General features: G+C 39.7%; 27 protein-coding genes and 1 other annotated feature. Of the genes, 23 read left to right on the top strand and 4 right to left on the bottom strand.

Translation table 11 applies throughout. From position 1 onward, the window contains the following. Positions 1–16 precede the first annotated feature (16 nt). The 10 genes from CEQ83_RS22630 to pheA all read left to right on the top strand — a co-directional run bounded on the left by CEQ83_RS22630 (position 17) and on the right by pheA (position 7766). On the top strand, positions 17–799 hold the full coding sequence (locus tag CEQ83_RS22630) for a M23 family metallopeptidase (protein ID WP_028411716.1): 783 nt from the start codon (positions 17–19) through the stop codon (positions 797–799). Next, entirely contained in the window at positions 792–1658 is an 867-nt protein-coding gene (locus CEQ83_RS22625; protein ID WP_028411715.1) for a M50 family metallopeptidase, read from the top strand. Before CEQ83_RS22630 ends, CEQ83_RS22625 begins: the two co-directional genes overlap by 8 nt. 83 nt (positions 1659–1741) lie before the next feature. Further along, positions 1742–3211: an Rne/Rng family ribonuclease gene (locus tag CEQ83_RS22620; RefSeq protein ID WP_028411714.1), complete on the top strand. Its 1470-nt coding sequence runs from the start codon at positions 1742–1744 to the stop codon at positions 3209–3211. A 78-nt stretch (positions 3212–3289) separates the two neighbouring features. Beyond that, positions 3290–3361 (top strand) — a sequence feature (ribosomal protein L21 leader region). Positions 3362–3375: 14 nt separating this feature from the next. Next, positions 3376–3684 carry a 50S ribosomal protein L21 gene (gene rplU / locus CEQ83_RS22615; RefSeq protein ID WP_013059337.1) on the top strand — a complete coding sequence of 103 codons (309 nt, stop codon included), beginning with the start codon at positions 3376–3378 and terminating at the stop codon, positions 3682–3684. 9 nt (positions 3685–3693) lie between these two features. Beyond that, positions 3694–4026 carry a ribosomal-processing cysteine protease Prp gene (locus CEQ83_RS22610; protein ID WP_013059336.1) on the top strand — a complete coding sequence of 111 codons (333 nt, stop codon included), beginning with the start codon at positions 3694–3696 and terminating at the stop codon, positions 4024–4026. Between the two features lie 16 nt (positions 4027–4042). Then, a complete protein-coding gene (gene rpmA, locus CEQ83_RS22605) occupies positions 4043–4336 on the top strand; it encodes a 50S ribosomal protein L27 (RefSeq protein ID WP_013059335.1) in 294 nt (97 codons plus the stop codon). Positions 4337–4507: 171 nt separating this feature from the next. Next, complete coding sequence (locus CEQ83_RS22600; protein WP_028411713.1) at positions 4508–5044, top strand: Spo0B C-terminal domain-containing protein; 537 nt, start codon at positions 4508–4510, stop codon at positions 5042–5044. Between the two features lie 51 nt (positions 5045–5095). Continuing rightward, complete coding sequence (gene obgE / locus CEQ83_RS22595; protein ID WP_028411712.1) at positions 5096–6382, top strand: GTPase ObgE; 1287 nt, start codon at positions 5096–5098, stop codon at positions 6380–6382. Between the two features lie 33 nt (positions 6383–6415). Next, entirely contained in the window at positions 6416–6865 is a 450-nt protein-coding gene (locus CEQ83_RS22590; protein WP_028411711.1) for an ACT domain-containing protein, read from the top strand. Between the two features lie 28 nt (positions 6866–6893). Next, the gene (gene pheA / locus CEQ83_RS22585; protein WP_155017515.1) at positions 6894–7766 is read left to right on the top strand and encodes a prephenate dehydratase; all 873 of its coding nucleotides are present in this window, start codon (positions 6894–6896) and stop codon (positions 7764–7766) included. A 29-nt stretch (positions 7767–7795) separates the two neighbouring features. Here the strand turns inward: pheA and CEQ83_RS22580 are convergent, their stop codons facing one another. Next, complete coding sequence (locus tag CEQ83_RS22580; protein ID WP_028411709.1) at positions 7796–8341, bottom strand: transcription repressor NadR; 546 nt, start codon at positions 8339–8341, stop codon at positions 7796–7798. Positions 8342–8356: 15 nt separating this feature from the next. Next, positions 8357–9493 carry an IscS subfamily cysteine desulfurase gene (locus tag CEQ83_RS22575; RefSeq protein ID WP_028411708.1) on the bottom strand — a complete coding sequence of 379 codons (1137 nt, stop codon included), beginning with the start codon at positions 9491–9493 and terminating at the stop codon, positions 8357–8359. Positions 9494–9582: 89 nt separating this feature from the next. Between CEQ83_RS22575 and nadB the strand changes: the two genes are divergently transcribed. The 6 genes from nadB (at position 9583) to CEQ83_RS22545 (ending at position 16317) form a co-directional block, all read left to right on the top strand. Beyond that, on the top strand, positions 9583–11127 hold the full coding sequence (nadB, locus tag CEQ83_RS22570) for an L-aspartate oxidase (RefSeq protein ID WP_028411707.1): 1545 nt from the start codon (positions 9583–9585) through the stop codon (positions 11125–11127). A 35-nt stretch (positions 11128–11162) separates the two neighbouring features. After that, a complete protein-coding gene (gene nadC, locus CEQ83_RS22565) occupies positions 11163–12056 on the top strand; it encodes a carboxylating nicotinate-nucleotide diphosphorylase (RefSeq protein WP_028411706.1) in 894 nt (297 codons plus the stop codon). Continuing rightward, positions 12013–13113, top strand: coding sequence for a quinolinate synthase NadA (nadA, locus tag CEQ83_RS22560; protein ID WP_155017585.1), 1101 nt, complete (start codon positions 12013–12015; stop codon positions 13111–13113). Before nadC ends, nadA begins: the two co-directional genes overlap by 44 nt. Before the next feature lie 214 nt (positions 13114–13327). Beyond that, positions 13328–14608 (top strand): SafA/ExsA family spore coat assembly protein, encoded by a 1281-nt coding sequence (gene safA / locus CEQ83_RS22555; RefSeq protein WP_099000507.1) that lies wholly within the window; start codon positions 13328–13330, stop codon positions 14606–14608. Continuing rightward, complete coding sequence (locus CEQ83_RS22550) at positions 14598–15563, top strand: phosphotransferase (protein ID WP_228123022.1); 966 nt, start codon at positions 14598–14600, stop codon at positions 15561–15563. The genes safA and CEQ83_RS22550 overlap by 11 nt, the downstream gene beginning before the upstream one ends. A gap of 94 nt (positions 15564–15657) precedes the next feature. Beyond that, positions 15658–16317 (top strand): YhcN/YlaJ family sporulation lipoprotein, encoded by a 660-nt coding sequence (locus CEQ83_RS22545; RefSeq protein ID WP_033579658.1) that lies wholly within the window; start codon positions 15658–15660, stop codon positions 16315–16317. Positions 16318–16420: 103 nt separating this feature from the next. On the opposite strand, the gene CEQ83_RS22540 is transcribed toward CEQ83_RS22545, so the two are convergent. Further along, a complete protein-coding gene (locus CEQ83_RS22540; RefSeq protein WP_028411701.1) occupies positions 16421–17500 on the bottom strand; it encodes a YsnF/AvaK domain-containing protein in 1080 nt (359 codons plus the stop codon). 291 nt (positions 17501–17791) lie between these two features. Here CEQ83_RS22540 and CEQ83_RS22535 point away from each other — a divergent pair, with 291 nt between their 5' ends. The 7 genes from CEQ83_RS22535 to yajC all read left to right on the top strand — a co-directional run bounded on the left by CEQ83_RS22535 (position 17792) and on the right by yajC (position 23002). Beyond that, positions 17792–18328 (top strand): BofC C-terminal domain-containing protein, encoded by a 537-nt coding sequence (locus tag CEQ83_RS22535; protein WP_028411700.1) that lies wholly within the window; start codon positions 17792–17794, stop codon positions 18326–18328. A 296-nt stretch (positions 18329–18624) separates the two neighbouring features. After that, positions 18625–19236: a Holliday junction branch migration protein RuvA gene (gene ruvA, locus CEQ83_RS22530; RefSeq protein WP_028411699.1), complete on the top strand. Its 612-nt coding sequence runs from the start codon at positions 18625–18627 to the stop codon at positions 19234–19236. A gap of 16 nt (positions 19237–19252) precedes the next feature. Beyond that, positions 19253–20254, top strand: coding sequence for a Holliday junction branch migration DNA helicase RuvB (gene ruvB, locus CEQ83_RS22525; protein ID WP_028411698.1), 1002 nt, complete (start codon positions 19253–19255; stop codon positions 20252–20254). Next, a complete protein-coding gene (locus CEQ83_RS22520) occupies positions 20251–20451 on the top strand; it encodes a DUF2905 domain-containing protein (protein ID WP_028411697.1) in 201 nt (66 codons plus the stop codon). The genes ruvB and CEQ83_RS22520 overlap by 4 nt, the downstream gene beginning before the upstream one ends. A gap of 23 nt (positions 20452–20474) precedes the next feature. Then, the gene (gene queA, locus CEQ83_RS22515) at positions 20475–21503 is read left to right on the top strand and encodes a tRNA preQ1(34) S-adenosylmethionine ribosyltransferase-isomerase QueA (protein WP_028411696.1); all 1029 of its coding nucleotides are present in this window, start codon (positions 20475–20477) and stop codon (positions 21501–21503) included. 23 nt (positions 21504–21526) lie between these two features. Next, a complete protein-coding gene (gene tgt / locus CEQ83_RS22510) occupies positions 21527–22666 on the top strand; it encodes a tRNA guanosine(34) transglycosylase Tgt (protein WP_013059317.1) in 1140 nt (379 codons plus the stop codon). 72 nt (positions 22667–22738) lie between these two features. Beyond that, positions 22739–23002, top strand: coding sequence for a preprotein translocase subunit YajC (yajC, locus tag CEQ83_RS22505; protein ID WP_028411695.1), 264 nt, complete (start codon positions 22739–22741; stop codon positions 23000–23002). A 35-nt stretch (positions 23003–23037) separates the two neighbouring features. On the opposite strand, the gene CEQ83_RS22500 is transcribed toward yajC, so the two are convergent. Continuing rightward, positions 23038–23421 carry a TIGR04086 family membrane protein gene (locus CEQ83_RS22500; protein ID WP_014458132.1) on the bottom strand — a complete coding sequence of 128 codons (384 nt, stop codon included), beginning with the start codon at positions 23419–23421 and terminating at the stop codon, positions 23038–23040. Between the last annotated feature and the right edge of the window lie 76 nt (positions 23422–23497).

Raw genomic sequence — 23497 nt, 5'->3', positions numbered from 1 at the left:
AGGAGAATGATGAATCATGAATCGACGTGCTGATGAAATCCGTAAACGAATTGCTGAGCGCAAGCGAAAACAATTAAATACAACGAAGCGTCTTCCTCAAGAACCTCTTCATACGTCCTTAATGAGTGAAGAAGAAAAATATGGATCGATGGATTATTCTGCGGTTGAATACACACCATCAGCAAAGGAATATCACCCGTTATTTCGAAAAGAACGCTTTTTATTTAAAATTTTAGCTTCGGCCTGCTTAGTGTTAATTGTAGGGATTATGTTCAAGAACGCTTCTCCTGCTTTTGAACAGGCCAGAGTGGTGGTTCAACAAACAATGGATAAAGAATTTCAGTTTGCAGCTGTTTCCTCTTGGTATGAAGATAAGTTTGGGAAGCCGTTAACGCTACTGCCGAATAAGGAGTCTAGCAAAACGGAGCAAAGTGTAAGCGGAGAATACGCTACTCCAGCTTCAGGGAAAGTAACGGAAACATTTGCTCAAAGTAAGCAAGGCGTGACGGTTCAAACAGGAGTGGATTCTGTTGTAGAAGCAATGAGTGAAGGTATTGTAAGGTATGTAGGAAAACGTGATGATACTGGGAATACCGTTATCATTCAACATGCCGATGGAACTGAAACTTGGTATGGACAGCTCAAAAAAATCAATGTTAGCATGTATGATTTTGTGAATAAAGGCAAAGAAGTAGGAATTGTGGAAAACAGTAAAAAAGGCGATGCTGGAACGTTCTATTTTGCTATTAAAAAAGGCGATAAGTTTGTGGATCCTAGTCAGGTGATTCAATTTGAATAGTGCTTTTTCGTTATTAATGAAAATTCACATTCATCCATTGTTTTGGGGGATTTTCGTAATTGGTATCTTAACGGCTACGGTAAAGCAGCTTTTTTTGTTATTTATTATTGTAATTATTCATGAACTGGGCCACGCCGTAGCGGCTCAGTGTTTTTCTTGGCGAATTCGTAGAATTATGCTCTTACCTTTTGGAGGAGTAGCAGAAGTAGATGAACATGGTAATCGTCCATTTCGAGAAGAGTTTATTGTGACAATAAGTGGACCTCTTCAGCATCTTTGGATGTTTGGAGCTGCTTTCTTATTAATGAAAATAAATGTGTTGTCTTTGGAAACGTATGAGCAATTTATGTTTCAATGCACAGTAATTTTACTGTTTAACCTTTTGCCCATTTGGCCATTGGACGGAGGGAAGCTGCTTTTTTTAATGTGCAGTCGTTCTTTACCATTTTTAGAAGCGCATAAGCTTGCACTCCGGTTATCAACGTTTTTTTTAGCTATCGGTATTATATACGCCGTCATTATGCATCCTTTTCAGCTGCACTTATGGATTGTTATTTCATTTTTAATTATATCCGGATATTTGGAATGGAAGAGCAGGCAATTTGTCTACATGCGCTTTTTGTTGGAGAGGTATCATGGAAAAGAGCATCCAATTGGAGTTTTAAAAACGCTAAGTGTATCAACCAGTGAGACGCTCCATCAAGTCCTGCAAAAATTCCAAAGAGGTTGTAAGCATATGATTATTGCTACATCTCAAACAGGCGAGCATGTACAAATTGATGAAAATGAACTTTTACACGCTTACTTTGTAGAAAAAAGAACAAATAGCCCACTAGATGAACTTGTAACAGTTTACTGATTTCTAGTAACATAGAATAGAATGAAAAAAGTTCGGTTGCACTGACCGAACTTTTTCCTATGAATTTAGATTAAAGTGAGGCAATGTATGTGAAGGCATGTATCATTAACGCGGCTACTTCTTCCAAACGTATAGCCGTGATAAACGATAAAACACTAGAAAAAATATATTTAGAAGAACAAAGCGAGAATCAAATTATTGGTGATATATATTGGGGTAAAGTCGTAAAAGTCCTGCCGCATATGCAAGCAGCCTTTATCGATATTGGTTTATCAATGAACGGATTTATTCATCGAAATGAACTTGTATCCTATCAGCAGTCAGATAATCCTCACAAGGATCAGCAGCCGATGTCTGCTTTTATTCGTGAAGGAGAAAAAGTATTGGTTCAAGTTGTAAAAGAAGGCATTGGAACAAAAGGGCCGAAGCTGACGGGTATTATTGAATTTTCTTCTGATGAGCTTGTATATTTACCGCACGGAAACTATGTCGCTGTATCCAAAAAAATAGATGAGCCAAAACGCCAACAGTGGAAACAGCTTGGCGAGCGGTTAAAACAGGGGATGGAAGGCTTTTTATTTCGAACAGCGATTGAGGAAAAATCAGAAGCTGCGGTCCAACACAAAATAAAAGAGCTACAGAAGAAATATGAGCGCCTTGAACGACAGACACAGGGAATGAAAGCTCCTGCCCTAGTCAGCAAAGGACAAGATTTTCTCGAAACAAGAGTGCAAGCTGCACTTCAACAAGGAATTGACGGGATAGTAGTAGATGACTTTGACCTATATCAACATTTTCAAGCTGCCTACCCTAACTCGTCAATAGAGTACTATAAAGGAAATGAAAATATTTTCTCCTTTTATGATGTGGAACGGCAAATAGAGAAGCTTTTAAAGCGAATCGTGTGGCTCAAAAGTGGAGGTTATATCGTTATTGACGAAACGGAAGCGATGACGGTCGTAGACGTGAACACGGGGAAGTTTTCAGGAAAAGATAATATTCGAAAGACGATGCTTCAAACAAATATGGAAGCTGCGTATGAACTGTCCAAACAGATGCAATTACGTCACTTAGGCGGCATGATCTTAATTGATTTTATAAATATGTCTCATAAAGAAGATCGGACAGAAGTAGAAAGGTATATGAAAAAGCTATGTGAACAAGATGAAGTGCGGACGAATGTAGTTGGCTTTACAGAGCTCGGCATATTGCAATTAACGCGGAAGAAAGTGCGCAATAGCATTGGGTCAACATTAACTATGCCTTGTGAAGTATGTGAAGGAACCGGTAAAATGATTGATTCCAAAACGGTTGCTTTTCAAATTGAACGTGTAATTTGGGAACATCGCGGCGCGGAAGAAGAGGCTATTTGGATTGAGACGCGAAGTGATGTTATAAATGAAATGAAAGCTCAAGGGTTTCTCAAAGCTCTAGAGAAAATGGTTAAAAAAACCGTATATCTTACGCCAAACGATGATTATACAAACGCATTTGTTTTGCGTCAATTGGGGTCGAAAGAGCAGATTCAAAAAAGGGTCTCTGCTTCTATATAAATTTTTAGAAGAAAACATGAATTCCAATTGACACTAACCTTTGATTTGTAGTAAGATTTAATATGTTGGTTTGTAGCACCCGTGCTACAACCGCTCAGAACAGGTTTTAAGTTCACTTGAACACCTGTGATGGCGAGTCTTAGTTTTTAGAGGAGGTGCAGAGAATGTACGCAATTATTGAAACTGGTGGTAAGCAAATTAAAGTAGAGGCTGGTCAAGCAATCTACGTTGAAAAACTTGCTGGTGAACAAGGCGAAACAGTTACTTTTGACAAAGTATTATTTGTAGGTGGCGACAGCGTGAAAGTTGGTGTTCCTTTCGTAGAAGGTGCAACAGTTACGGCTAAAGTTGAAAAACAAGGTCGCGCTAAAAAGATCACTGTATTTAAATACAAAGCAAAGAAAAACTATCGTCGTAAGCAAGGTCACCGTCAACCTTACACAAAAGTTGTAATCGACGCTATCAACGCGTAATTATAACAAATGATTAAGGTGACGATTTCTCGTGATGCAAATAAGAAAGTTGACGGGTTCACGATGAGTGGACATGCTGACTTTTCCGAACACGGAAAAGATCTTGTTTGTGCGGGAGCATCTGCAGTTTCATTTGGAACAATTAATGCTATCTTTTCAATAAGTGGGGTTGAACCGCACTTAGAGCAAGGTGGAGATGGTGGCTATCTCCGTTGTGAGATTCCGAAAGATGTGGATTCGTTCACATTGGAACAGATTCAATTGCTATTAGAAGGTATGGTTGTTTCACTGAAAACGATCGAATTAGATTACAGTAATTATATAAAAATTAACGACAACTAAACAGGAGGTGGATGTCATGTTAGTAAGATTAGACCTTCAATTCTTCGCTTCTAAAAAAGGAGTAGGTAGTACTAAAAACGGTCGTGATTCAATCTCGAAACGTCTTGGTGCTAAACGTGCTGATGGCCAATTCGTATCTGGTGGTTCAATTTTATACCGTCAACGCGGTACTAAAATTTACCCAGGTGCAAACGTAGGTCGTGGTGGAGATGATACTTTATTCGCTCAAATCGACGGTATCGTTAAATTTGAACGTTTCGGTCGTGACCGTAAAAAAGTATCTGTATACCCTGTTGCTCAAGAAGCATAAGATACAAAAAGAAAACTCTAACCCAAGTAGGTTAGAGTTTTCTTTTTGTAGAATATTTCACCTATTACCCATTGGAATTTGTTATAATCGAACATATCTAAGAAGATTGATACGAGATGTTTGTCAGCGTTGTGAAATACTTATGCTCGAGTCAAAGTTAGGAGTGCTAAGATGGAAAAAGAATGGGATGTCGTAGAGGTATTAAGATACGCGCGGCATGATTGGTTAAATAAGCTGCAATTAATCAAAGGCAATCTAGCGTTGAATCGGCTTGATCGAGCGAATGAAATCATTGAAGAAATTGTAAATGAATCCAAACATGAATCCAAGTTAACAAACATCAATATGCGACTGTTTGCGGGCTTTGTTATGACCTATCATTGGAATAACCATGCTGTTCGCTTAGATGTGGAAGTGCTTGGAGAATTGAAGGATTTATCACAATACGATGAGTTCGTATACAACTGGTGTTGCTATTTGACAGAAGCACTCGAAAAATATGTTGATTATCATGCAGAAAACTATTTGAGTATTTCAGTATGCATTGAAGAACAGGGAATTCGTTTCTTTTTTGACTTTAGTGGAATACTAACAGATATACAGAAGCTACAAAACAAGCTACAATGTTATGAGTGCGCTCAAGGAGCTGCATTGGTTGAACAGCATATGTCTGAAGATGAATTTAGCCTTATGCTCACAATAAGTTAAAAGCGCTTTTGCTATGGCAAGAGCTAAGATATAGAACGGAGTGAAAAAGAAATGTTTGTAGATCAGGTCAAGGTATATGTAAAAGGTGGCGACGGAGGAAATGGAATGGTTGCCTTCCGTCGCGAAAAGTACGTACCAAAAGGAGGTCCTGCAGGTGGTGACGGTGGTCACGGTGCAGATGTCATTTTTGAAGTAGAAGAAGGATTACGTACGCTGATGGATTTCCGCTATAAGCGTCACTTTAAAGCAAGCCGTGGTGAACATGGAATGTCAAAAGGACAGCACGGACGTAACGCTGAGCCGATGATTGTAAAAGTTCCACCAGGTACCGTTGTGTTGGATGAAGATACGAACGAAACGATTGCTGATTTAGTTGAGCACGGCCAGCGCGCAGTGATTGCTAAAGGTGGACGCGGAGGGCGTGGGAATACGCGTTTTGCTACACCTGCAAATCCAGCACCGGAGCTTTCAGAAAATGGAGAGCCAGGTAAAGAGAGAAATGTCATTCTTGAATTAAAAGTATTAGCCGATGTAGGATTAGTTGGTTTCCCAAGTGTTGGAAAGTCAACGTTATTATCCGTAACGTCTGCTGCAAAGCCAAAAATTGCTGAATATCATTTTACAACAATTAATCCGAATTTGGGAGTAGTTGAAACAGAAGATAATCGCAGTTTTGTGATGGCAGATTTACCAGGGCTAATCGAAGGTGCACATGAAGGTGTAGGATTAGGTCATCAGTTTTTACGTCACATTGAACGTACCCGCGTGATTGTCCATGTAATCGATATGTCAGGTTTAGAAGGCCGTGATCCATATGAAGATTACTTAACTATTAATGAAGAGCTGCGTCAGTATAATATGCGTTTAACGGAACGTCCGCAAGTAGTGGTAGCAAATAAAATGGATATCCCGCAAGCCGAAGAGAATTTAGCTGCATTCAAAGAAAAAGTAGGGGACGAAGTGAAAATCTTTCCAATTTCTGCGGCAACGCGTGATGGAATACGCGAACTGTTATTTACAGTAGCTGATCTTGTAGAAACGACGCCGGAATTCCCAATGCAAGAAGAGGAAGATCTATCTATGCACCGCGTACTGTACAAGCATGAAAAGAAAGAAGTGGAATTTGTTATTACGCGTGATAGCGATGGCTCATACGTATTAAGCGGTGAAAAAATCGAAAAATTATTCAAGATGACTGACTTCTCACGTGAAGAATCAGTTCGTCGATTCGCGCGCCAGCTTCGAGGCATGGGCGTCGATGAAGCCCTTCGTGAACGAGGAGCAAAAGATGGCGACATTGTAAAGCTGTTTGAATATGAATTTGAATTTATCGACTAATTGTTGTTCATAGGATAAGGGGAGGGGCTTTACTTGCATAAGAGCGATAAGCAGTTTTATTTAGTTCGCGAAGATGTATTACCAGAAGCGATGAAAAAAACATTGGATGCGAAGCTGTTAATTGAACGGGGAAAAGCTGAGTCGGTAGCAGATGCTGTACAAGCCGTAGACTTGAGTCGCAGTGCTTTTTATAAGTACCGCGACACGGTCTTTCCGTTTCAGACGGTTGTCAAACAGCGCATTATTTCACTATTTTTTCATATTGAAGATCGATCAGGAACTTTATCACATTTATTGAGCACCGTTGCATCATCAGGATGCAATGTGCTAACAATTCACCAAACCATCCCTTTACAAGGGCGTGCCAACGTAACTCTTTCATTAGATACAGCAAGTATGAGTGTTGAGTTAAATGAAATGCTGCGAAGACTGAAAAGCTTAGAGTTTGTAGATAAAGTGGACGTGCTTGGTTCAGGGGCATAATGGTAAACAGATATAGATAAGGAGAGGCATGATTGTGGGGAAAGTAGGATATTTAGGACCAAAGGCAACATTTACACATGTGGCCGTCCAAGGCGTATTTAAACAGCACGACCATATTCCATACAAAACAATTCCAGCATGCATTGATGCAGTGGATAAAGGAAAGATTGAGTATGGAATTGTACCGTTAGAAAATGCACTTGAAGGATCTGTAAATTTAACACTTGATTATCTTATTCACGAACGTCGTCTGCCGATTGTTGGAGAAATTGTGCTTCCAATTCGTCAGCATTTAATGGTTCATCCATCTCATGCAGAACAGTGGAAAAACATTGAAACGATTTATTCTCATCCTCATGCAATTGCGCAGTGTCATAAATTTTTACACGGAGAATGTACGTCAACTGCAGTAGAAGAGATGACATCAACGGCGTTTGCTGCTAAATATGTAAGCGAACACCCTGAGCTTAATATTGGAGCTATTGCGAATGGATTAGCAGCCCGTGAATATGGATTACATATTGCTTGCCCGAATATTCATGATTATGATCATAATACAACAAGGTTTGTTATTTTGCATAAAGATGGAGGGCAAGAGGTGCCATTTTTAGCTGGAAACGGGTGCAAGACAACGTTAATGATTACACTTCCATCTGATCAGGCAGGAGCGCTTCATCAAGTGCTTTCAGCTTTCTCCTGGCGTAAGCTAAATCTGTCTAAAATTGAATCCCGTCCCATGAAAACAGGGCTTGGAAACTATTTCTTTATCGTTGATATTGAACAAAAAATGGATGAAGTATTAATCCCTGGGGCTATGGCTGAACTTGAGGCACTGGGCTGTAGCGTAGAGCTGTTAGGAAGCTATCCTCATACACTACTTGAAACAGAAATCCCGCTTTAAAGCGGGATTTTTTTTGTTATAACACCTTTTTACTCATTCGAAACTAAATAACCTTCCGCTTCAAGAGCTAAGCAGGCAGCATTCAGTTTTTCAATTGTATCTGCTTCAATCGTATGAAGGTGAATCCCCTCTGTTAACTGAGATAAATAAGTTGCGTTTGTTTCTTGAATTTTTTTTATGAACGTTTCTACTTCTTTTCGGGTTTGAATCATAACGGAAGCCGTTAATTCACCATACACAGGGTGTTCAACGGTTACATTTTTTACAAGAACGCCGTGGTCAACAAGCAGGAGAAGCTCCTTTTCAGCATCTTCTGGCGTATGCTGACAGGCAATAATTCGCTGATGCACGGTAGTTTGAGATGGATTTTGAATATAAATATATCCTTGGCTTGTTGCGATAATGGGCTCATTTTTAGCTTTAAGCAGCGAAATATCTTGTACAATGACTTGGCGGCTAACGTTTGTTCTTTTCGAAAGCTCACTGCCCGTCATTGGTTTATTCTCTGTTTGTAACCATTGTAGAATAAGTTCTCTTCTTTCTTCTCCAAGAATTTTTTTTTGAGTTCCTGGCACCTTTAATCCCTCCTTTTACACTGTCATAAATTCTTGCTGTAATAAATGAAAAACGGATATGAGTCGATCAATATGCTTAAACGTTGAATGTTGACTAAATGAAAGACGTACAAAGTTCTTAGCATTCGCAGTCGATTTGCCAATCGCAAGTAAAGAAGCTAATGGTTCCTGCTGATTTACATGGCAGGCACTTCCCGTAGATATAGCAATTCCGTGACGATTACATTGTAACATAACATATTGACCCTGTATGTTTGAAAATGTCAGTCCAATAATTCCAGGAAAATGAGAGTTCCCAAGGCCTTCTACCTCTATAAAAGGAGCAAGAGATTCTAGTTTTTCCAGTAAGTACGATTTTAAGCGCTCATAATGGCTTCTGGCGGTCTTCATTTCTGCATATGCGCATTCAGCTGCTGCAGTAAAGGCAGCAATGCCTGTGGTATTTACAGTCCCAGGGCGAAAGCCTTTTTCATGAGTTGCTTTATGATAAATAGGCTTCCAAGAAGAACTTGAATTCATGTATACCATTCCTACACCTTTTGGTCCGTAAATTTTATGACTAGAAACTGAGATGCTATCAGCTTTCAGCTTTTTAACATCAATAGGAAGCTTACCGAAAGATTGAACACAATCACAGTGAAAGAGAATTTCTTTTTTAGATAAAAAATGGCCAATATCCTCAACTGGCTGAATTGTACCGAGCTCATGATTGATATGCTGAATGGCTACTAGCACAGTGTCAGGTCGAATCGTCTTCTTTAAGTCGTCTACAGACACAACGCCGTTTTGATCTACAGGTACGTAAGATAAGGAAAAGCCTTCTTTTTCAAGCTGCTGCAACGTATGAAGAACTGAAGAATGTTCAAGCTTCGTTGTAACCAAATGTTTTCGTTTGCTAGTGTTTCCTTTTAAAAGAGAGTGGATAGCTAAGTAATTAGCTTCTGTTCCCCCGCTTGTAAAAAAAAGATCATCCTCTCGGCAATTTACTAACAGACTTAATTTTTTTCTGCATAGTGTAAGCAGATTCTCTGCTTGTGTTCCAAGTGTGTGAAGACTGCTGGAATTTCCATAATAGCTCGTTGCCGCTTCAGTATATACCTCAATTGCTTCTTGTCTCATTGGCGTTGTTGCTGCATAGTCCAGATAAATCATTTTCTCCCCCCGATAAAAAAACTTCTTGTCTTTCATTTAATAATATGTAAATATAGGTGTCAAGACACATGTAAATAAAGAGGTGTAAAATGTTAGAGACGGATGTTTTAATTATTGGAAGCGGATTAGCAGCGTTTTCTGCAGCTTATGAACTGTGTCGTCATAACAGAGTTGTAATGGTAACGAAAGGGAAAATTGACCGCAATAACTCAGTTCTTGCTCAAGGCGGAGTAGCAGCTGCTATTGGAAGCAGCGATCACTGGAGTGAACATCTCTATGATACGTTGATTGCGGGCAATAAGCATTGCAATGAACAAGCGGTACGCACTTTAGTGGAAGAAGGTGCGGCTGTAGTAAATGAATTGATTCATAAAGGAATGAAGTTTGATAAAAATCCAGATGGTACGCTGCATTTTGGAAAAGAAGGAGCCCATCGTGTCAATCGTATTCTGCATGCAGGTGGGGATGCAACAGGACAAGCGCTGTTCGCTTTTTTGAAAAAAGAAGTACTGCCATATATTACAGTGATTGAAAACGAAATGATTCAGCATTTAGTAACTGTAGATGGAACGTGTAGAGGTGCTATCGGACAAGGTGAAAACAACAAAATTACTATATATTATGCTCGCCAAACCATTATTGCTACCGGAGGAATCGGCGCTTTGTACAAGCATACATCTAACCAGCCGCTTGCGACAGGAGATGGGCTAGCGCTTGCGTACAGGGCTGGAGCAAAATTAGCGGACTTAGAATTTGTTCAGTTTCATCCGACCCTTTTGTATCAAAAGGAAGCGAAAGGTCTAGTATCCGAAGCGGTTCGAGGTGAAGGTGGTGTACTGGTAAATGAATGGAATGAACGCATAATGGAAGGCGTTCATCTCTTTAAGGATTTAGCACCGCGAGATGTTGTAGCAAGGACGATTTTTAATGAAATGAAAAAAGGAAGATCCGTATTTTTAGACATTGAAAAAGTGGCTCATTTTGAACAAAAATTTCCTACGATTACGGCACTGTGTCGAAAGTATAAAATTCAATTGGACAAAAAACGAATACCTGTTACTCCGGGCGCACATTTTTTAATGGGTGGAATTGAAGTAGATGCTTACGGACAAACAAGTGTTGAAGGATTGTATGCCGTGGGGGAAGTTTCTTCTACAGGCGTTCATGGAGCAAATCGTCTAGCAAGCAATTCATTGTTAGAGTGTCTTGTATTCGGAAAACGGGCAGGGCGTCATATTTTACATAAAGCGAGAACGGTATCTCGTTATACTCCCGTTCGTTACGTCTATAAAGGCATGCCTAAAATACTGCCTGCCACAAGACAAATTCAGCATAAAATGATGGATTGTGTAGGAATCATTCGTCATGAAAACGAATTGGCTACCATTGTGCATGAATTCACAAATTATTTGGATGGAATACCTCTTGATCAAGAAGTTATATATTCGAGGGAAGCTGCAACCATCTGCAATATGCTAACTGCAGGTCTGCTTATTGCCGAGTCCTCTCTTGCAAGAAAAGAAAGTAGAGGAGGTCATTACCGAAGTGACTTTCCGCATGAAAAGCAAGAGTGGGAGCATAAGCGAATTATTAAGCAGTCTGCTGCTTCAACAAAACAATCATTGATTTTATAAGCAAGGAAATCTAAAAAGAAAGGTGAGGTAGCATAATGAACACGTTGAAATTACAAACACTGTTGCATTCTTTTTTTATAGAAGACATTGGAGATGGAGATATAACTTGTGAAGCTATTTTTTCTCCGTCTGACCAAGGGAAGGCTGTGTTTACGGCAAAGCAATCAGGTATTATCGCAGGAGTGGAATTGATTAAAGAAGGATTTCATTTAATAGACCCTAATGTGAAAGTGGATTTCGAAAAAAAAGATGGAGATGTTCTTAAGCCTGGAGATAAAATAGCTGCCGTTTCAGGATCCGTGCGATCTATTTTGACCGGTGAACGGGTAATTTTAAACTTACTTCAAAGAATGAGCGGCATTGCCACGATGACGCACAAAGCCGTAGCGATGCTTGGCAGCTCACATACCCGCATATGTGACACGCGAAAAACAACGCCTGGTCTGCGAATGTTAGAGAAGTATGCCGTTCGTGCTGGAGGAGGTTATAATCATCGTTTTGGCTTGTACGATGGCGTCATGTTAAAAGATAACCATATTGCACATGCAGGATCTATTCTAGACGCTGTTGTGAGAGTAAGAGAGCAGCTTGGACATATGGTTAAGGTGGAAGTAGAAATTGAAAATAAAAGTCAATTGCTAGAAGCAATAGAGGCAGGAGCAGATGTCATTATGTTCGATAACTGTTCTCCAGAAGTCATTAAAGATTGGATACCGCTGGTTCCCGCTCATATTGTCACAGAAGCATCCGGTGGAATTACGCTTGGCACGCTCCATTCTTTTAGAGACAGCGGAGTGGACTATATTTCACTTGGAGCTTTAACGCATTCAGCAGGGTCTATCGATATCAGCTTGGACTTATTAACAGAAAGGGGAACAGAAAATGATGAGTTTATTACAAACGCTTCAGCAGCAAACGCTGCCCGCTAAATATACGGAGCTCACAGAAAATGAAATGAAAAGAAGAGTATTAGAAATCAAGAAAAAACTCGGAAGCAAATTGTTTCTGCTCGGCCACCATTATCAAAAAGACGAAGTGTACGAGTTTGCAGATGCGGTAGGAGACTCCTTACAGCTGGCTCAAATAGCGGCTGAAAATAGAGAAGCTGAGCATATTGTGTTTTGCGGCGTTCACTTCATGGCAGAAACAGCTGATATTTTAACAGATGAAAACCAAAAAGTCATTTTACCCGATATGCGAGCTGGCTGTTCAATGGCTGATATGGCTACTATTCAGCAAACAGAAAAGGCATGGCCTGTCTTGCAGGATCTTTTCGGAGATACGATTATTCCGCTTACGTATGTAAATTCTACAGCTGCAATTAAATCTTTTGTAGGCGAACATGATGGTGCAACAGTAACATCTTCAAATGCAAAAAATATGGTGGAGTGGGCATTTTCTAAAAAAGAGCGCATTCTCTTTTTACCAGATCAGCATTTGGGCAGAAACACAGCTTATGATTTAGGTGTTGGACTAGATGAAATGGCCATTTGGAATCCTATTGAAGAAATGCTCGAATATGAAGGCGATATAAACAACATCAAGGTGATTCTATGGAAAGGTCACTGTTCTGTGCACGAAAATTTCACGGTTAAAAATATTGATTATTTACGCGAGAAGCAGCCTAGGATGAATATTATTGTTCATCCGGAGTGTTCCTATGAAGTGGTGCAAAAATCAGATTATGCAGGTTCTACAAAATATATTATTGATACAATTGAAAAAGCTCCTTCAGGCTCTAAATGGGCCATTGGCACGGAAATGAACTTAGTGAAACGGATTATCAACAGTCATCCGGATAAAGAAATTGTTTCGCTTAATCCCTATATGTGTCCTTGTTTGACGATGAACCGAATTGATTTGCCTCACTTGCTGTGGGCTTTAGAAAGCATTGAAGAAGGAATAGAAGTAAATCAAATCAAGGTAGATAAGCATACAGCGCAAGGTGCAATCAAAGCGCTAACGAATATGCTAGAACGAGCATAAAGATTTTTAAGACAATTGAAAAGAGAAGGTCTAAAAGAAGACTTATTGACATATTGTTTGTGTTGATAAGTCTTTTTTTCTTTATCATAAAAACTTGAACCAAACTGTGGGCAAAATGAATAAAAAAATGGTTCAAGGCATATCTTGTGATGAACAAACAGAACTTACTTTGATTTTGCACATATAGATGGCAGAGACTCTACTCGGGAGGGGAATGACGTTGAAAATCCATATCGTTCAAAAAGGGGATACCCTTTGGAAAATCGCTGAAAAGTATGGGGTTAATTTTGAAGAGTTAAAAAAAGCGAATTCTCAATTAAGCAATCCAGACATGATCATGCCTGGAATGAAAATTAAAGTGCCGACAAGCGGAGTGCCTGTTCAAAAAGAAGGAGCTCCTTCACCTGGTATAAAAGAAATGCCTAAAGTTCAACACCCTTATAGTGACCAATCCACTAAAGCTTATCCAGTAACGGAAATTGATGAAAGTTCAGATGACAATAAATCAGCTAATCAGCCTGCTCAGACGCCCTTTATGCAGCCGATAAAAGAAGCACCAATTGCGCAGCCAAAGAAAGAAGCACCGATTGCTCAACCGAAAAAGGAAGCGCCCATTGCGCAGCCAAAGAAAGAAGCGCCGGTCGCGCAGCCTAAAAAAGAGGCACCAATTGCGCAGCCTAAAAAAGAAATGCCTGTTGCACCAAAGCTTCCTAAATTAAAGCCGATTGCACCTGAGATTGATATTAACAACTATTACACGGTTAATATGGCGATGCAGGCTCCAAAAAAAGAAGCGCCAAAAGAACTGCCAAAGCATGAATCGCCAGAAAGTCCTGAAATGGAGAGTATCGAAATGCCTCCTCAAATGCCATGTTATCCAATCACGCCGATATCGCCTGTGATGCCAGGCTACGGATTTAATTATATGCCGTGTCATCCGCCAATGTATGCACCACAGCCGTATCCAATGCCAATGTATCAACAGGCTCCAATGTATCATCACGGTTATGAAAACGAATCGTTTGAAGAACATGCAATGGGTGCTCATATGGCACCGATGCCAATGTATCCAATGATGCCACACAGCTGCTATGGACCGGTACAATGCTCTCCTTGTCCGCCTCCATGGGGATATCAGCAGCCCGTTTATCCGGCCTATCATCAAGCACCAATGTATCCACAAGTGCAGGGAGCCATGACAGGTGGACATTATGAAAGTTCTTCGGAAGGTTTTGGAAACGTGCCTTACCATTATGGGCAGCACTATGTCCCACAGCAGCAAGGAGACTGCGGCTGCGGTGAACCAAGACCTGACGACTATGCCACACAGCAGCCTTATCCACAGTATCAGCAGCCGGTACCTTACGGCTTTCAGGATCCAAGGGCACTCTATCCAGCCCCATATGGCATGATTGGTGTACCTCCGTATCCTGCGTTTGACCCAAATGCATTTAGTATTCCAGAATATGATGAGTACGACGAAGATGAAGATTGATTATTATAGACGAGACGATTTTAATTTAAATCGTCTCTTTCTCTATTTGAAAAAAAGAGATATTCACGTTGAGACCTACCGTATGAAAAAGCCTCACGTCATCATCGCGGATACGAATAAAGGAAGAAAAGTAATAAAAGCATACAGAGACAAAGGTAAAATTGAACATGTTTATCACGTTTTATCTCAAATTAAGCAGGGGTATGCGGTTAATTTTGAAACTTACCCAGAAGGTGAACTTTATATAAAGGACCGTCATTTGTATTGGGCGATGATGCCCTTTGTTAAGCAAGTAAAAGAGATAACGTACGAAAGTTTTCAGGATCGGGAAGAGGTATTACAAACATTGATCCGCTATCATGGAGAAGTTCGTAAAAAGAAAATAGCTGCGTATACAAAGCTTCCTGAATATGATCTTATTTTAAAATGGAAAAAGCGGCTTTCCTCTTTTCGAGAAACGTCGTATATATTTAAAGAGTGTAATCAATTTCATGTATATAAAGATATTGTGACTTGGGGGGAAAAAGCTTTAGTTTTAATGGAGCGTTTCAGAGATAGTCAGTTGAACCACTCCATTATTCATGGTGACGTTGCTTCACATAATTTCTTGAAAACAAACCACTTGGATATTGTTATGATTGATTTTGACTTAGCGGCTAAAGCTCCTGCTCTTTATGACTATGTTCAGCTGGCCCAGCGCTTTTTGCCTTACGTCCAGTGGTCGATGAAAGAACTACTTCAACACTCGAAAATAAAAGAATTAAGCAAGCAGCGTTTTTTTCTTGCTTCTTTGCTATTTCCATCGATGCTGATGAGAAACTGGAATATAAACCCCTCTGCTTTATCATGGGCAAACCGTCAAAGGTTAATGCAGCAATCAGTTGAAGAATGGTCACAGCGTACACGGTTTTATCGAGTGATTTACCAGCACTTACAAAACCTACATGACATGTAAAGAGTTTATAAACACTTCATCGAATAAGAAACGGCTTGTCTTTTAATCCTAATAGTAAGCTCAGAGTAAATAGAGCTTAAATTAGGGGGCGATTATGTTGAATAGGTATGTAGCAACTTCTTTAGCTTTTGCATGTATGATGGGACTTGGCGCTTGCAATAACAAAGACCAAGGTATGGAACAACGCTATACAGATACGACACAGCCTGTTGGGTATCATACAAATGAAAAAGCGAATGAACATCGCGTAGATAATCCGAAAGGTCCAATGACTGAAGTTTTAGATGGGAATGGAACACCTAATTATCCGTTAAACGTAAGTGATGGACGTTTTGACAATCCGACAAACCCTTATGGAAACATCAATAATACAAATGATCGTACAAATGGCGTGGCTAATATGTATTACGGTGAAGATTATCCAAGAGACTTTACGGAAAAAGTGGCTGATCGAGCTGCAAGCGTTAAAGGTGTAGAAAATAGTCGCGCCGTTGTCCGTGGAGATCAGCTATTAGTTGCTGTGGATCCTGCCAAAGACATAAATAACGGCCGTTTAAGACAAAATGTGCTCGATAAAGTAAAGCCTATTGCGAAGGACTACAATGTTCAAGTAAAAGTAGATCACGATGTATTTATGAATGCTCGTTCTCTTGATGACGATATTCGAAATGGAAAAGACCGAAATACGATTCAAACTAATTTCAATGGTCTATTTGAATCAGTCGATGAGAATGTCAATCATAAACATCGTTAAATGAAGAAGCAGCTGTCTGTGAAGGGCGGCTGTTTTTTTGATGAGAATACATATAAAAAAGCTGCCATTGAAGCCAGGCAGCTATTCCTCGAACATGTAACTATTAATTTTTCTTGTTAGAAGCAGATTTGTTTGTTGTTTTAGATTCCGCTTCTTCATTTTGAGCGTTAGTTTCGTTTTGTTTGAGGCGACCTTCTCTTTTTTTCGTATCTGCTGGTGCCGTAGCGACACTCTTTGTATTTTTAACATTTTTTGCAGAAGAGCTTGTCTTATTAGCTTGTGTGTTTGGCTTCTCGTTGTTAGTTGTCTGACTATTTTCGTATTCAGCTTCCACGTCGCTTGCTAGAGCTGCAGAAACTTGAGCGTAAGTATGGTCTGTATAGTTCATCATATTTTCGTATACTTCAGGGCTCGCGAGTCCATCAGGTTCTACGCTTGCTTCTTCTTTCTTAATCGTTTCAGTCCATTCTTTTGTTTCTTGAATAAGTTTTTTTCCTATAATTACTTCTTCAACAATAACTGGTCTTTTGGTTATTTCTACTCGTTCTTCCATGATTGGAACACGAATAATTTCATCTTCTGTAAGTGGGCCAGCGTTATAGTCTCCGTCAATTACAGGGCGGCGTTCAATATAAAACTCTTCTCTTGTAACAGGAACGTGTACAGTTCTTTCTTCCTCTATTACTTTTTTGTGGAGTTTTACTTCACCTACTTGAACGCGTTCTTTTAAGACATCTAATTTTTCTTCACGCAGTTGGACAGCTCTATGCTCGTTGTGTTCCGTATAGGTTCCGTACGCTGGAGTTTGTTCAGAGCTTACGGCATCTATCAAAATTAGAATTTTACCAGCAGCTACATCTGTCTCGCACTGCACGGCTGAGATGTCTGGGATGCCCATGCGGATTAATTTTGATTTCAAGCCGCTTCCTTGTTTGAGCCCCATGCCGCCTGTCATCATGGTAAAAAAGTTATCCATCATGACGCCAGCTAATGAACTTACGGCAGGCGAACCAGCTTCAATAATTACATTTGTATCATGACCTATTTGAAATGTATTGCTTTTACTATTAGAAATGACCATGATGTCTGTTTCTCGATAACCTTGACGTTTTAAATTATGGATAACATCTAAAGCTTCTTTTTCTGAAAAAAAAGTTCCGACTACACGTTTATTCATTCTCATTACTTCAGCTCCCTTTTTTATGAAAATAGATAATAGAAGTCCTTACAATTACTTCCACTATGTACATACCCTGCGAAAATTTAATTAAAACGTTTAAGAGAAAATTTTACAAATAGTGTGCAAATGTAACAAATACTCCATGTTTTCTTAACATAATATCGTGAAAAGGATTCGCTTCATAAAATAAGAGGATAAAAGAAAATAAGTAGGTCAAACTATTAGTGTAGATTTTCACAAAACCTTTTTAGATAATACTAAAAAGAGTATGATTAACGTGTGAGGTGAAGGTGAGTGAAGAAAGTCATTCATCAAGCAGCTTTTTTAATGCTAGTAAGTATTGTGCTTTGTATAATGCCATACCGTGCAGATGCGAATGAAAAGGAGCCGATGACATTATTTCTTGAGCGCGTGTATGTGGATGGAGTCGTAAGTCAAGAGATGATCAAAAGCCCTTCTATGACAAAAAAACAATTAATGAAAAAATATAAAAATTGGCGACTGCTTAAAGAAACCGATCGAGAGCTAGTTTTTAGAACAAGCATAGACGATATTTCACCTATTTTAAAAGACAACGGCTACGTAGGGCTTTCTGTTAACGGTATTCTCTCAGCATTTGAAGGCAAGCCAGCTTCGTCGCAGCACATTATACAGTCGTTTTTTCAAATTGACATCAAAAGGCTTGAAAGCTATCAGCATGAACAATTAAAGAAAGGTATTCGCGTTCAATCAAAAGATGAATATCTTTCCCTCATTAATTTCTATAAAATCTATCAGCTCCAGCAGCGGCCGCTTTCGATCAAGCAGCCGTTTTTTAGTATGGTAAAATAATTATTGAATTCAACATTCTAAATTGCTTCTATTTGCTTTTGGCGATATGTTAAAATGGTATTCAGCAGTCTAGTATTGTATATAACTTAAAAGGTCATTCATCAATAAAAGTGGGCGGTTCTATTTTTTACAGCTATTGTAAAAGTGGGTTGAGAAAGATGAAAAGAGGCGAACGTTCTCTTGAACGTCTTTTTAAAAGGAACTGTAAAGGAAAATAGAGAACGATGCGGGCAGGACTCTTCATAGGTAAGATGGAAGGTCACTGCCCGCGCGTACGTGAGTAAGGAGAGAGCTTATTGTTTGATTATATCAAAGGCACGGTTACATATATAAATCCTGAGTATATAGTAATTGAAAACAACGGAATAGGCTATCAGGTCTTTACGCCGAATCCATACGTGTTTTCAATTGATGAACAACCAAAAACGGTTTACACCTATCAATATGTAAGAGAAGATGTAATTGCACTTTACGGGTTTGCTTCGCGAGAACAAAAGGATTTATTTATGAAGTTAATTAGCGTGTCAGGAATCGGCCCAAAAGGCGGTTTAGCTATTTTAGCGTCAGGTAATCCAGCGCAGGTTGTCCAAGCTGTGGAGGAGGAAGACGAGAAGTTTTTAGTTAAGTTTCCAGGAGTAGGTAAAAAAACAGCTCGACAGATGATTCTAGATTTAAAAGGAAAGCTGCATGATATTGTGCCAGATGCCGTTCCTTCTTTATTTGCAGATTTGGACGCACAAGAAGTCAAATCTCAAAGTTCAGAAGCACTCGATGAAGCGATTGAAGCACTTAAAGTATTAGGTTACGCAGAAAGAGAAATCAAAAAAATTGTTCCAGCTTTAATGAAGGAAACGATGACAACAGATCAGTATATTAAAGAAGCGCTAAAACGATTATTGAAACAATAAGTAAGGGAGGAGTAAAATGGACGATCGTATTGTAACGGGAGATGTTCTTGGTGAAGAAGAAATCATCGAGCAAAGTTTGCGGCCGCAAACCTTACAGCAGTATATTGGTCAGCATAAAGTAAAATCCCATCTTGACATTTTTATTAAAGCTGCCAAAATGCGAAGCGAAACGTTAGATCACGTGCTCTTATATGGTCCTCCAGGATTAGGTAAAACAACCCTTGCCACTATTATCGCTAATGAAATGGGCGTGCAAATCCGAACGACCTCAGGGCCAGCCATTGAGCGTCCAGGCGACTTAGCCGCGGTTTTAACCAGCTTAGAGCCTGGAGATGTGCTTTTTATTGATGAAATTCATCGATTAAATCGTTCAGTTGAAGAAGTACTGTACCCAGCAATGGAAGACTTCTGTTTGGACATTGTGATTGGAAAAGGGCCGAGTGCACGTTCTGTCCGTCTTGATTTGCCTCCGTTTACGCTAGTAGGTGCAACAACAAGAGCAGGGCTTTTATCTTCTCCTTTACGTGATCGCTTCGGCGTTTTAAGCCGTTTGGAATACTATCAAGAAGAAGATCTTGCTTCGATAGTAGAAAGAACAGCAGCTATTTTAGATGTAGAGATTGATCAGAAAGCGACGTTTGAGATGGCTAGGCGTGCTAGGGGAACTCCACGTATTGCGAATCGCTTGCTTCGAAGAGTCAGAGATTTTGCCCAGGTAAAAGGAGACGGAGCTATAACTGAAACCCTTGCTACTGAAGCATTAGAAATGTTACAGGTGGACCGTTTAGGTCTTGATCATATTGACCATAAATTATTAAGAGGGATTATTGAAAAATTTAGAGGCGGGCCTGTAGGCTTAGATACAATATCAGCTACTATTGGTGAAGAATCTCACACGATTGAAGATGTATACGAGCCTTATTTACTACAAATTGGCTTTTTGCAGCGAACGCCTCGAGGACGAATTGTGACTCCTTTGGTTTATGATCATTTTCAGCTGGAGGTGCCTGATCAGTGAATGATATGCCTAAGATGCTGATCACATTAGGAGGCATTTTAGTAGTCATTGGGCTGTTATGGCAGTTCGTTGGCAAGCTTCCTGGCGATATTTTTATTAAAAAAGGAAATACAACCTTTTATTTCCCGATTGTGACATGTATCCTAGTAAGCGTTGTGTTATCACTTATTTTTTATGTAATTGGCAGGTTTAAATAATTAAGTAGAAACAGGTGAACATTTTGAAAGTAGATTTATTTGATTTTCATTTACCAGAAGAATTGATTGCGCAAACACCACTTGAGCAGCGAGATGCATCAAGACTCATGGTATTAAACAAAGAAACAGGAAATGTGAAACATCATATGTTTCATGACCTTCTTGATTATGTGCAAGAAGGAGATTGTTTAGTGTTAAACGATACGCGTGTTCTTCCTGCACGTTTATTTGGCACAAAAGAAGATACAGGTGCTAATATTGAAGTATTGCTTTTAAAACAAACACAAGGCGATACGTGGGAGACGCTTGTAAAACCGGCTAAGAGAGTAAAAGAAGGAACGGTTATTTCGTTTGGTGACGGACGTCTGACTGCTGTATGTAAAGAAACGAGCGATCAAGGCGGACGTTTGCTAGAATTCAACTATGAAGGCATCTTTTATGAGGTGCTTGAACAGTTAGGAGAAATGCCGCTGCCGCCTTATATTAAAGAACGTTTGGATGATCAAGAGCGCTATCAAACGGTTTTTGCCCGTGAGCAAGGTTCTGCAGCAGCGCCAACAGCAGGTCTTCACTTTACAGAAGAGATGCTTGAACAGTTAAAAACAAAAGGTGTGCATATTGCATTTTTAACGCTTCATGTCGGATTAGGTACGTTCCGTCCAGTCAGCGTTGACGACTTAGAAGAGCACGATATGCACGCAGAGTTTTATCAAGTGAGTGAAGGAACCGCGGCTTTACTAAACAGCGTACGCGAAAAAGGCGGACGCATTATTTCAGTAGGTACAACTTCTACCCGTACTCTTGAAACAATTGCAACTGAGCATAACGGAAAATTTGTTGCTTCTTCAGGCTGGACCAATATTTTTATTTTCCCAGGGTATGAATTTAAAGCAATTGATGGAATGATTACAAACTTCCATCTTCCAAAATCTACGCTCATTATGCTTGTAAGTGCCTTAGCAGGAAGAGAAAACGTCATTTCTGCCTATGAACAAGCTGTAGCAGAGAAGTATCGCTTTTTCAGCTTCGGCGACGCGATGCTAATCGTGTAATTTAACATGAAAGGAATACATCAATGACAGCAATTCGTTACGAACATATAAAAACTTGTAAACAAACAGGAGCGCGTTTAGGTATTGTCCACACGCCTCATGGTTCATTTGAAACGCCTATTTTTATGCCAGTAGGCACATTAGCTACAGTAAAAACAATGTCTCCGGAAGATTTAAAAGCAATGGGGGCAGGCATTATTTTAAGTAATACGTACCATTTATGGCTTCGTCCAGGTCATGAAATTGTTAAAAAAGCAGGTGGTCTGCATAAATTTATGAACTGGGATCGTCCTATCTTAACAGATTCAGGCGGCTTCCAAGTTTTTAGTTTAAGCGATTTGCGCCGTATTGAAGAAGAAGGCGTTCATTTCCGCAACCATTTGAATGGAGACAAGCTTTTCCTATCTCCAGAAAAAGCGATGGACATTCAAAATGCGCTTGGGTCTGATATTATGATGGCATTTGATGAATGCCCACCTTATCCAGCAGAATATGACTACTTAAAACGTTCAGTAGAGCGTACTAGCCGATGGGCAGAGCGATGCCTTGAGGCTCACAGCCGCCCTCAAGACCAAGGTCTTTTTGGAATTGTTCAAGGCGGAGAGTTTGAAGATTTACGCCGTCAAAGTGCAGCTGATTTAGTATCAATGGACTTCCCAGGTTATGCTGTGGGAGGCCTGTCAGTTGGAGAACCAAAAGATGTGATGAATCGTGTGCTTGAGTTTACGACGCCATACTTGCCAACTGACAAACCTCGTTATTTAATGGGAGTAGGATCACCTGACTCGTTAATTGATGGAGCAATTCGCGGGATTGACATGTTTGACTGCGTATTACCAACGCGTATTGCACGTAACGGAACGCTTATGACAAGTGAAGGTCGTCTTGTTGTTAAAAATGCCAAATATGCAGAAGACTTCGGTCCGATTGATCCAAACTGTGACTGCTACACATGTCAAAATTATTCAAGAGCGTATATTCGCCACTTAATTCGCTGTAATGAAACGTTTGGAATTCGTTTAACATCTTACCATAACTTATATTTTCTGCTAAACTTAATGGAGCAAGTCCGTGAAGCCATTCGCGAAGACCGACTTGGCGATTTCCGCGATGAGTTCTTTGAAAAATATGGGTTTAACGGCCCAGACGCAAAGAATTTCTAGGTCACTACAGGAATTTTCATCAAATTTATGAATGAGTACCTGTTGATAATATAAATAAAAGGAGGAGTTTTCATGGGTGTTTTACAAAATATTTGGCCATTACTTTTAATGTTTGTCATTTTCTATTTCTTGTTAATCCGTCCACAGCAAAAACGTCAAAAAAACGTACAGCAAATGCAATCAGCACTTAAAAAAGGTGATAAGATTGTTACAATTGGCGGTATGCACGGTTTGGTAGAAGCAATCGATGAGTCACAAGTTGTGGTTCGCAGCACTGACGGTTCAAAATTAACATTTGACCGCAATGCTATTCGTGAAGTAAGAAGCGTAGATTAATAAAAAAACGTCACGTACATGTACGTGACGTTTTTTTATGCTTCTCGTGAACCGGCAATGTTTACGCCAACAATTCCCCCGAGAATAGCGACTCCAATAAACCCAGCGTGAAATAAAAGCTGCTGTGCAGAAAACAGGTGACTATAGCCGAGGAATTGTAGTAAAAACATTAAAAAAGAATAAGAAATACCAGTGGCTCCTCCAACAAGCAGTCCCTTTGAACCGTTTCGTCCTCCCGCGATAAATCCTCCGATAAACAGTGTAATAAATGAGAGAATAAGTAAAAATAAACGTACGGACTGTTCTTCAAGCGATGTGAATTTTAAAATAAGCGAAAAGATAATGCTAATCGCTAAAGCCATCACTAAGATTGTTGCTACCCCTGCAAATACAGCGTTGCTCATTCGTTTTGCACCCAACTTGTTTCCCCCTCATGAAATAAAAAGATAGGTGAACCCTTAGTACGAGCATATTCGGGATGACTTCAAAATAGAC

The organism is Priestia megaterium (assembly GCF_009497655.1).
GTDB lineage: Bacteria > Bacillota > Bacilli > Bacillales > Bacillaceae_H > Priestia > Priestia zanthoxyli.
The sequence above is the reverse complement of the archived record's forward strand: the minus strand, read 5'-3'. Positions and strand labels throughout refer to the sequence as shown.